The following is a 9,305-nucleotide window of genomic DNA, read 5'->3' as shown; positions in this document are numbered from 1 at the left end:
TTTTTTTGTCTAAACTGATAAACTTTGAATCTTTTTAGTATTTTGAATTGATATTTTTAATTAATGCAACGCTAGTGTTTTTAATTGTAAGAAAAAATTCACCGATTGAATACATATAAGTTAAGGAAAACAAGCATGTTTATCGGTCTGGAATACAATAAATTGGACGATAATGAAAAAACCTGCCGGATAGCAGGTTTAGAATGAAACAATATTATTTAGTTTTTATAAGCTTGTTTTACTTACTGTTTAAGCGTTTATTTGCTTTTATTACAGTAATGACTTTATATATCAGAAATCCTATTCCGCCTAATAAAATTAACCAAAAGACTTGAAAGCCTATATCAAACCAATTAATTGTAACCAAGGTTCTCATCCTTTCTAAATGTTAAAATTTGACTTTATAGGTGACAGATTTCTTATAACCAACAGGTTGTCCCTGAATACTTGCTCCATATAATTTTGAGCCTTTTGCATAAGCAGTTCCACCTGTTTTTTTGGAATTTAGATTGTAATAAGAAGCTGTGTCATTAGGAGTATACGTAATACCGAAAATAATACCTATTTGTTCACTCCAGACAACGACGTTTGTAACTTTTTTACCCTTTCTTGTTACTCGGGCATAAGCCTCTATTTTACCTGTTCCATTATATTCAATTGTTTTATAAAGTTTTTTACTTTCTTTAGCTTTAGCAAAAAGTGAAATTGAATTATTTTCTATTTGATCTGCCTCTATAATAACATTTTCATCTTCTTTAATAAACTTTTCAAATTCTTCTACTGTATCAAAGTCCACCATTTGATCTTTAGGAATTAAATTTGGGTCGACAATTTCCAAATCATTTCTTTCAGCAACCTCTTTAACCTCGGAATTAATAATTTCATCATTTGTAGCAGCTGCGACTTTAAAACTATCAAACCCAAAAGATAGCATTGAAACTAATAAAGCTAAACTAATCAAACCCTTAAACGATTTCATTGAAAATTCCTCCTGCTGTTTTTATTAAATAAATGTTACAAATGTTACACATATATATCATATACTATTTTAGGAATAAAACTACCAAATTAGTGGAAATTAGGAATAAAGGATTAGTGTAGTACTTTATACTTTGTGAATTCCCTTATAGATTCTATGACTTCTTGAACAAGCTGTTTTAATACTTCTAAACAACCAATCTAATCTTTTAGAACTAGGCTTCTGTAATCATATATTTACAAGAAAAATTTACCACTTGAATAACAAACATCCACATATAATATAAAGGCTCCAGGAACTCACACCATGAAAAATGCCCGGTCATTAGCACCGGGCATTACTCTTTTCGTCCTACCAAATAATAATCCAATAAATCCTCCACGTTATTCCTGATCTTATCATTAAAATAACTTCGTTTTTCTTCGCCGCCTTTATACATCACCGTATAAAAAGTAAAGTTATTTTCTGATCTACCTCGTATGATCTTGATATTGTTTTTATGCAAATATCGTTTAGCAGCAGCTAAATCCTTTTGGACATCTCGGATAATAGCTTCAATTGAGATTTGATATGGTTGCTTTAATTTAAACGAGCCTTTATCAATAGCGGCGAGATCTCGCTGTAAAACAGTCAGCAACATCGGCAAAATATTGCTTGATCAATGAGTTGTCGATCGCTATCTGGGATGTCTATCATTGGCAGCACCACCTTAAATTTTCTTTATCAATATCGCCCTGTTATTTTTTAAAAACTAACTGAAAACTAACAGAAAAAAATAACAGGGCGAACACACGAACGTTAGTTCTTATTATTTTAATATGTGCTATGTTAACGTGCAATAAAAATGGTGGCGAAACCTCGAAAATCAGTGTCAAGCATCGTTGCAATTCTCCCTTTTTGAGTGTTCGGATCACGTTTTGTAAACAGACATTGAATGAACCTCTCATCGCAAATACATGGATGGATTCCACGTTTTAAGCATAAATCGTGTCCCATACAGCAAGCATCCACATCATTGATGGGGCTTCGCGGGCCACTGCACCCTGGTCCGCACCAGTTATAACCGGGAAATAAGCAAAGTCCGCGTTTTTTTCTACGTATTCGAGCCAATCTTAGCACCCCCTTATTATAAAATATGAAAGGGGATACTCATACGAAAAGGCAGAAGCCTTATACAGTAATTTTTTCCTTTTTCTATTGGTTTCAAGACGTTTTCGAACAGTCTACTGTTTTATTCTAAAAGTGGTTAAATCAACTTTTTTCGATAATCACTCACTCGAAATGACGTTGTCTTTTGAATGGTTGGTGATAAGAGCATACGGGATGGGGCATTATACTTGTCTGGCTTTTGTAGTTTTTCGACAAAAATTATTGACAAGGAAATACTCATGCTTTATATTAAATCTAACACCAAAAACTTTATATCATTAATTCTTATCCAGAGAGGTGGAGGGACTGGCCCAAAGATGCCTCAGCAGCAGACTATTCTTTAGTACTGTGCTAAATCCAGCAAGCGAGTGCTTGAAAGATAAGAAGAGACATTTAACGATGAATCAACCTCTTCTTGTCATGCATAGAAGAGGTTTTTTGACTTTATTCAGCAGAAATCTTCTACTTCTATAAGTGGTGAGATAAAGGCATATCAATATTCCATTCCGCGGGGGGTACCCCCGAATGAATACAGGTGGATGGCCATAGAGTTTCAGAGGAAATTGATGGAGCTACGCTTGATAAAATCTGGCGTATTTGATTTGTCTTTAAACCAACTAAGTCTATGTGTAAAGTTAGTTTTGGCGATCGGCCGCAATGGCCTTGTGATATGTTCAATTATGCAGGCTTAAAAATAATGCAGCATTTAGGAAAAATTAAATATTGCCCATTAGACAACTAAAGGCAGCTTTCTTTTTAAAAGAAGGGTGCTTTTTTATTTTTAGCCTATTCATTTATTCAGAGGAGGAGACATTGTTGATTAAATTTCAAAACGTTAATAAAACGTTTGGTGTTAGCGGGAAGGGAGAGGTTCATGCAGTGAAAGATGTGTCCCTTGAAATTAATAAGGGAGACATCTTTGGAGTCATCGGTTTTAGTGGAGCCGGAAAGAGCACTCTTCTAAGACTTGTTAACCTTTTGGAAAAGCCTACTTCGGGAAATATTTTGGTTAATTCTCTTGAGGTTAATGGTCTTTCTCAAAGAGAGTTAAGAAGATTAAGAGGAAAAATCGGCATGATATTCCAATCATTTAACTTGTTTAACTCACGAACAGTATATGGAAATATTGCTTATCCATTAAAGCTTGCAAAGTGGCCGAAACATGAAATTGATAAGAGAGTCAATGAGTTGATTAAATTTATTGATCTGGAGGACAAAGCAAAAAAATACCCGGAGCAATTATCAGGAGGACAGAAGCAGAGAGTCGGAATTGCACGTGCGCTGGCTACTTCTCCCGATATTCTTATTTGTGATGAAGCGACTTCTGCTTTAGATCCGGAAACTACTGGCGAAATATTATCACTATTGAAAAGAGCCAATGAAGAATATAACATTACCATTTTACTTATTACCCATGAAATGCATGTTATAAAAAATATTTGTAACCGAGTGGCTGTTATGGAGGGGGGAAAAGTGATTGAAGAGGGCGATGTATTTGAAATTTTCTCCAATCCTAAAACGAAAACAACAAAAAATTTCATTAGCTCAGTTCTAAATGACAAATTATCATCCAGGCTGCTTGAAAAATTAAAAGAAAGCCACTACGGCAAATTTGTACGAATTACCTTTAATGAGGGAACTAGCAGCGAGCCCATTCTATTCCGGATTAGTCAAAAATACCAGATTGAGTTTAATATACTCTATGGCAATATTCATGAACTTCGAGAGCGTTTATTTGGAAGTCTTATTGTCGAATTTATCGGTGAGGAATCTGAGGTGGAGAAAGTAATAGAGGACTTGAAAAAAATTGTTGAGGTAAAGGAGATTACTCATTATGAAAGTTGAATGGAGCACCTTTTGGCCCCGGATTATTCAAGCTTCAGGGGAGACAGTTTCAATGGTTCTTTCTACGCTTGTCTTTTCCAGTATCATCGGTTTAGCAATAGGTCTGCTATTATTTGTGACTCGTAAAGGGAACATACTTGAAAATAAATATATTTTTCTTACTTTGAATTTATTGATTAATATCGTAAGGCCCGTTCCATTTATTATTTTTCTCGTTGCAATAAGTCCATTCACTAGATTGATTATTGGCACGACAATTGGAACAGCTGCAGCTGTACTTCCCATGACAATTGCTGCTTCATTTGCTGTTGCAAGGGTAGTGGAAAACAATTTGGTTTCCATTGATCCAGGTATCATTGAAGCTGCGCTGGCTATGGGGGCAAGCCCCTTTCAAATTATTTTTGGTGTATTGATACCCGAAGCGCTTGGACCTTTAATACTTGGTATTACTTTTATTACAGTCGGCTTGATTGACTTTTCTGCAATGGCCGGCACCGTTGGAGGAGGTGGTCTTGGGGATCTCGCAATGACATACGGATATCAACGATTTGATACATCTGTCATGCTTGTAACAGTCATAATATTAATTCTATTCGTGCAAATTGCACAGTATATTGGCAACTTTTTATCCAGATTCTTTTTAAGAAGGTAACAATTAAGGAGGAAAACAGAAATGAAAAAAAGATTATCACTTATTGTATTAGTCATAACTCTTATAGGAATTTTAGCAGGATGCGGAACGAAATCATCGGCAGATGACAAAAAGGAACCTGAAAAAATTGTTCATGTAAAAGTTGGTGTTACTGGTACCGATGGCCAGTATTGGAATCTGATAAAGGAAAAGGCAAAAGAAAAAAATATTGAGATAGATCTTATCGAGTTTTCTGATTATACTCTTCCAAACAATGCATTGGCAAATGGTGAGGTAGATATCAACGCATTTCAACATTTGGCATTTTTAAGCCAATTCATTGTGGAGAACGATGTGGATATCGCGCCAATTGGATCGACTGTCATAGCGCCGATGGGGCTATACTCAGATAAATATAAGGATTCCTCAGAAATACCTGATGGCTCAGAAGTTGCTATTCCAAACGACCCTGCAAATTTAGGGAGAGGATTAAAAGTGTTGGAAGCAACAGGATTAGTGAAGTTGACGAAAGATGTCGGCTTATACCCAACTGAAGAAGATATTATAGAAAATCCAAAAAATATTAAAATCTTGCCGGTTGTTGCACAGCAAACTCCTCGCGTCCTCCCAGATGTCGAAGCATCTATTATAAATAGCGGAATTGCCGGTCAAGCAGGATTTACCCTGGATAAGGCTATTTTTCAAGATGACCCAAATAGTGAGGAAACACGCCCTTATCTAAATGTATTCGCAGTTCGTTCTGAAGATGTAGATAATGAAACGTACAAAACGATAGCAAAGATTTATCAGGAGGAGGATGTAGCTGAGGCAGTGAAAGAAGATTCAAATGGAGGAAACGTTGTTGTGGATGTTCCAAAGGAAGAACTTCAAAAAACACTGGATCAATTAATAGAAGATATTAGATCTAAGAAACAATAAATTACTTTTCGTTCCTCTTTAATTTGGAAGAAGAGGAAATTTATCATGAAAGGCTGGAGGAAAATGGGAAAAGAAATAAAGATAAATGTGTTTGAAATGGCAGGAGCTATGCATAATTCACATGGTTTATGGAAGCATCCAAACAGCAGACGCCATGAACGTTATAAAGATTTGGACTATTGGATTGACTTAGCCGAGCTCCTTGAAAAAGGCAGATTTGATGCAGTTTTCTTTGCTGATGTAGCAGGTATATACGATGTTTATGAAAAAAGCAAGGAACCTGCGATACGAGATGGCGTACAGGTTCCCTTAAATGATCCTGCCTTCATTGTTCCAGCGATGGCAAGTGTTACAGAGCATCTTTCATTTGCAGTGACTGTGAGCACAACATATGAACATCCTTTTTCAAATGCAAGGCGTTTTTCAACATTGGACCATTTGACAAAGGGAAGGGTTGCATGGAATATTGTCACTTCATATTTGCCTAACGCCGCCAGGAATTACGGCTTCGAGGAGATGAAAAAACATGATGAACGCTATGAACAGGCGGATGAGTTTTTGGAAGTATCATATAAACTTTGGGAAGGCAGCTGGGAGGATCATGCTGTTATAGCGGATGTCGATAAAGAAGTGCTGATTGATCCATCCAAAGTCCATGAAATCAACCACATGGGGAAATTTTATAGTGTTCAGGGACCGCATTTGACTGAGCCGTCATTACAAAGAACTCCGGTCATCTATCAGGCGGGAACTTCGGAACGCGGCAGGGACTTTGCAGCAAAACATGCTGAATGCGTGTTTGTAGGTGGGCCAACTCCGGAAAAAATTCGCTATTACATTCAAGATATTAAAAATCGGGCAGAGAAATACGGAAGGAATCCTGAGCATATTCAAACATTTACTTTTTTAAATGTCATTGTGGCAGAAACAACAGAAGAAGCACAGGCAAAATATGAAGAATATAACCGATTGTGGAGTCCGGATGCGGCAAAAGCGCAATATGGCGGATCAAGTGGTTACGATTTAGCGGAATATGATGATCCTGAAGCGTATTTTGAATATAAACATACAGAACATGGTCAAACAAGAGCAGCCTCGCTTACGAAGGATTCTCCGACAAAATTGAAGGTCAAGGATGTACTGGATCGCTTCGAGAATCTTGATAGAGACCATGTATTTGTTGGAAATCCGATTGAAGTTGCCGATGCCATAGAACAATATTTCTATGAAACTGGAGTGGATGGTTTTAATCTTATGCATCTGGTTACCCCGCAATCATTGGAAGACTTTGTTGAGTTGATTGTTCCTGAATTGCAGAGGCGGGGGCTATATAAACAAGAATATGAGCAGGGGACATTCCGTGAAAAGTTATTTGGGCGGGAAAAAGCAACCTTGCCTAGTGATCATCCAGGTGCAATTTTTAGAAAACAAAGAGTTTTACAAGATTAATAATATGAAACGAGGAACAAAAAGTGGAATACAGAACAATAGGAAAGACAGGGATTAAGGTTTCAAATTTATGTTTTGGGACGATGTCCTTTGGAGGAATTGCAGACGAAGAAACATCTAAACAAATGTTTCATTTGTGCAGGGAAGCTGGGATAAATTTTTTTGATACCGCCAATGTTTATAACACTGGCAGAGCTGAAGAAATCCTTGGGAAATGTATAGCCGGCTCCAGAGATGAGCTTGTGATTACATCCAAGGTGGGACTGCCTCTCGGTCATGACATTAATTCAAGAGGAGCCTCCAGAAGACATATCATACTTTCCGTAGAGGAAAGCTTAAAAAGGTTAGGAACAGATCGAATTGACTTTTACTTCGTTCATTTATTCGATTCAAACACTGATATTGAAGAAACCTTAATTGCACTTGATGATTTGCAACGACAAGGAAAAATTCTCTACCCCGCTGTCAGTAATTGGGCGGCTTGGCAAATCGCAAAAGCATTGGGGATATCTGAAAGAAAAGGGTTGGCCAAATTTGAATTGATCCAGCCTATGTACAATTTGGTTAAACGGCAGGCGGAAGTTGAAATATTGCCTCTAGCGAACGAAGAACAAATTGGAGTAATCTCTTATAGTCCCTTAGGTGGAGGTTTATTGACTGGAAAGTATGGGATGAACCAAAAACCGGAAATAGGAAGATTAATAGAACAAAAAAATTACGAGAGAAGGTACGGAGAAGAGCTTTACTATTCAACAGCTGAGAGATTTTCAGGATTTGCCAAGCAGCATGGCTATCATCCCGCATCTTTAGCAATTGCTTGGGTCAGTAGTAACCCAGTGATTACAGCTCCTATCATAGGAGCACGGAATGCAGATCAATTGAAAGTATCCTTAGAAGCATTGGAAATAAAAATGGATTCTGGATTGAGAGACGAAATATCTTCACTTTCAATTGCGCCGCCATTGGCCACTGACCACAGTAAAGAGGAAAAAATCTTTAAAATTTAGGAGGGGATGAAGGGGATGGATCGTAGTCAAATAAAAGATTGGCATATTCGTGATTCAAAGGAATATGAATATACTCTTCTTGCTGAAGAACTTGCGAAGCAAATAGAACCAAAAGCGAATCATTATGACCAGACGGGAGAATTCCCTCATGAATCATTTGACGTATTAAGGAAAGCGGGCTTTTTCAAACTGTCCGTTCCTAAGTGCTATGGTGGTGAGGAAGCTTCTTTATACGAAATTTTGCTTATATTGGAACGATTGGCCAAAGGAGATGGCTCCGTTGCACTTGCAGCCGGGTGGCACTTATGCATGTTTTTGAATTTGCGGGATTCGCGTAAATGGAAAGAGGAAGTGTTTGAGAAAGTATGTAAAGATACAGTGGAAAATGGCCATGTTTTGAATATGTTTGCAACCGAAAGAAGCACAGGAAATATTTTTAGAGGAGCCAAGCTTGCCACAGTTGCAAAAAAAACAGCGAAAGGTTTTATTTTGTCTGGACGAAAGGCTTTTGCAACACTGGCCCCAATCGTAAATCAATTCTCAGTGATAGCCTGGATAGAAGATGAGGCAGTGGCAGGGGAATTTCTCGTTCAAATGAATGACAAAGTGAAAATTGTTGAAACATGGAATACGATTGGAATGAGAGCCACTGGAAGTCATGATATCATCCTGTCTGATGTGTTTGTCCCTGAAGATGCATTGCTAACACGTATGGAACAAAAAAAGGTCGAAAAAAATCGCCCCACTTTGCTGGTGATTCCTGCAGTGTTTCTCGGAGTGGCTCATGAAGCCAGAGATTTTATTATTGAGTACACTTCATCGCGATATTCACATAGCCTTGATGGGACCTTATCAAACGCTCCACATGTTCAACAGAAGATAGGTGAAATTGAGGCTTTGCTTAAATCTTCTAGAACGATTCTGTTTACCCTTGCCGCAAAATGGGATCAATCTCCAGAAGAACGGGAGCTTTTATTTGATGATTTTCATGCTGCCAAATACACAATATGTAATAATGCCATCAGGATTGTTGAATTGGCAATGCGGATTGCAGGAGGGCACAGTCTTTCCAAAGATTACAAATTGGAAAGATTATTCCGCGATGTGCAATGCGGATTGCCTATGCATCCGGCAGATGACATGATTATAAATCAACTGGCAAAAGGGGCTTTTTCTATAGCCTGAATACGATCAGGAAAGGAGACTCAGAGGTTAAAATGCTGAGTTTCTTTTTTTATGCTTGATTTTTTCAGCAAAATAAAATATATTTAATGTATAAAACCAAGTAAATTTATAGGAAAAATAC

9 protein-coding genes and 1 riboswitch are annotated in these 9,305 nt (G+C 37.4%); of the genes, 6 read left to right on the top strand and 3 right to left on the bottom strand.

What is annotated here, in order from left to right; all coding sequences use genetic code 11:
• Positions 1 to 388: 388 nt before the first annotated feature.
• The 3 genes from H9631_RS19650 to H9631_RS19640 all read right to left on the bottom strand — a co-directional run bounded on the left by H9631_RS19650 (position 389) and on the right by H9631_RS19640 (position 2,089).
• Positions 389 to 979, bottom strand: coding sequence for a PI-PLC domain-containing protein (locus H9631_RS19650; RefSeq protein WP_191815811.1), 591 nt, complete (start codon positions 977 to 979; stop codon positions 389 to 391).
• Positions 980 to 1,316: 337 nt separating this feature from the next.
• Entirely contained in the window at positions 1,317 to 1,625 is a 309-nt protein-coding gene (locus H9631_RS19645) for a hypothetical protein (RefSeq protein WP_225221167.1), read from the bottom strand.
• A gap of 182 nt (positions 1,626 to 1,807) precedes the next feature.
• Complete coding sequence (locus tag H9631_RS19640; RefSeq protein ID WP_191815809.1) at positions 1,808 to 2,089, bottom strand: phospholipase; 282 nt, start codon at positions 2,087 to 2,089, stop codon at positions 1,808 to 1,810.
• Positions 2,090 to 2,410: 321 nt separating this feature from the next.
• Positions 2,411 to 2,514, top strand: a riboswitch (SAM riboswitch).
• Between the two features lie 430 nt (positions 2,515 to 2,944).
• Here H9631_RS19640 and H9631_RS19635 point away from each other — a divergent pair.
• The 6 genes from H9631_RS19635 (at position 2,945) to H9631_RS19610 (ending at position 9,184) form a co-directional block, all read left to right on the top strand.
• Positions 2,945 to 3,973 carry a methionine ABC transporter ATP-binding protein gene (locus H9631_RS19635; RefSeq protein WP_191815808.1) on the top strand — a complete coding sequence of 343 codons (1,029 nt, stop codon included), beginning with the start codon at positions 2,945 to 2,947 and terminating at the stop codon, positions 3,971 to 3,973.
• Positions 3,963 to 4,625 carry a methionine ABC transporter permease gene (locus H9631_RS19630; protein WP_191815806.1) on the top strand — a complete coding sequence of 221 codons (663 nt, stop codon included), beginning with the start codon at positions 3,963 to 3,965 and terminating at the stop codon, positions 4,623 to 4,625. Before H9631_RS19635 ends, H9631_RS19630 begins: the two co-directional genes overlap by 11 nt.
• A 21-nt stretch (positions 4,626 to 4,646) precedes the next feature.
• Positions 4,647 to 5,543 (top strand): MetQ/NlpA family ABC transporter substrate-binding protein, encoded by an 897-nt coding sequence (locus H9631_RS19625; protein WP_191815804.1) that lies wholly within the window; start codon positions 4,647 to 4,649, stop codon positions 5,541 to 5,543.
• Positions 5,544 to 5,606: 63 nt separating this feature from the next.
• Positions 5,607 to 6,992 (top strand): LLM class flavin-dependent oxidoreductase, encoded by a 1,386-nt coding sequence (locus H9631_RS19620; RefSeq protein ID WP_191815813.1) that lies wholly within the window; start codon positions 5,607 to 5,609, stop codon positions 6,990 to 6,992.
• Between the two features lie 23 nt (positions 6,993 to 7,015).
• Positions 7,016 to 7,999 carry an aldo/keto reductase gene (locus tag H9631_RS19615; protein WP_191815802.1) on the top strand — a complete coding sequence of 328 codons (984 nt, stop codon included), beginning with the start codon at positions 7,016 to 7,018 and terminating at the stop codon, positions 7,997 to 7,999.
• Between the two features lie 15 nt (positions 8,000 to 8,014).
• The gene (locus H9631_RS19610) at positions 8,015 to 9,184 is read left to right on the top strand and encodes an acyl-CoA dehydrogenase family protein (protein ID WP_191815800.1); all 1,170 of its coding nucleotides are present in this window, start codon (positions 8,015 to 8,017) and stop codon (positions 9,182 to 9,184) included.
• Positions 9,185 to 9,305 lie beyond the last annotated feature (121 nt).

It is taken from the genome of Bacillus norwichensis (genome assembly GCF_014836955.1).
GTDB lineage: Bacteria > Bacillota > Bacilli > Bacillales > Bacillaceae_C > Siminovitchia > Siminovitchia norwichensis.
Note: the sequence above shows the minus strand (reverse complement) of the source record. Positions and strands in the feature narration are given on the sequence as shown.

Excerpts from the sequence above, each read along its gene's own strand:
- H9631_RS19620 (WP_191815813.1), top strand. The coding sequence starts at position 5,607 with ATGGGAAAAGAAATAAAGATAAATGTGTTTGAAATGGCAGGAGCTATG.
- H9631_RS19650 (WP_191815811.1), bottom strand. The coding sequence starts at position 979 with ATGAAATCGTTTAAGGGTTTGATTAGTTTAGCTTTATTAGTTTCAATG.
- H9631_RS19625 (WP_191815804.1), top strand. The coding sequence starts at position 4,647 with ATGAAAAAAAGATTATCACTTATTGTATTAGTCATAACTCTTATAGGA.
- H9631_RS19610 (WP_191815800.1), top strand. The coding sequence starts at position 8,015 with ATGGATCGTAGTCAAATAAAAGATTGGCATATTCGTGATTCAAAGGAA.
- H9631_RS19630 (WP_191815806.1), top strand. The coding sequence starts at position 3,963 with ATGAAAGTTGAATGGAGCACCTTTTGGCCCCGGATTATTCAAGCTTCA.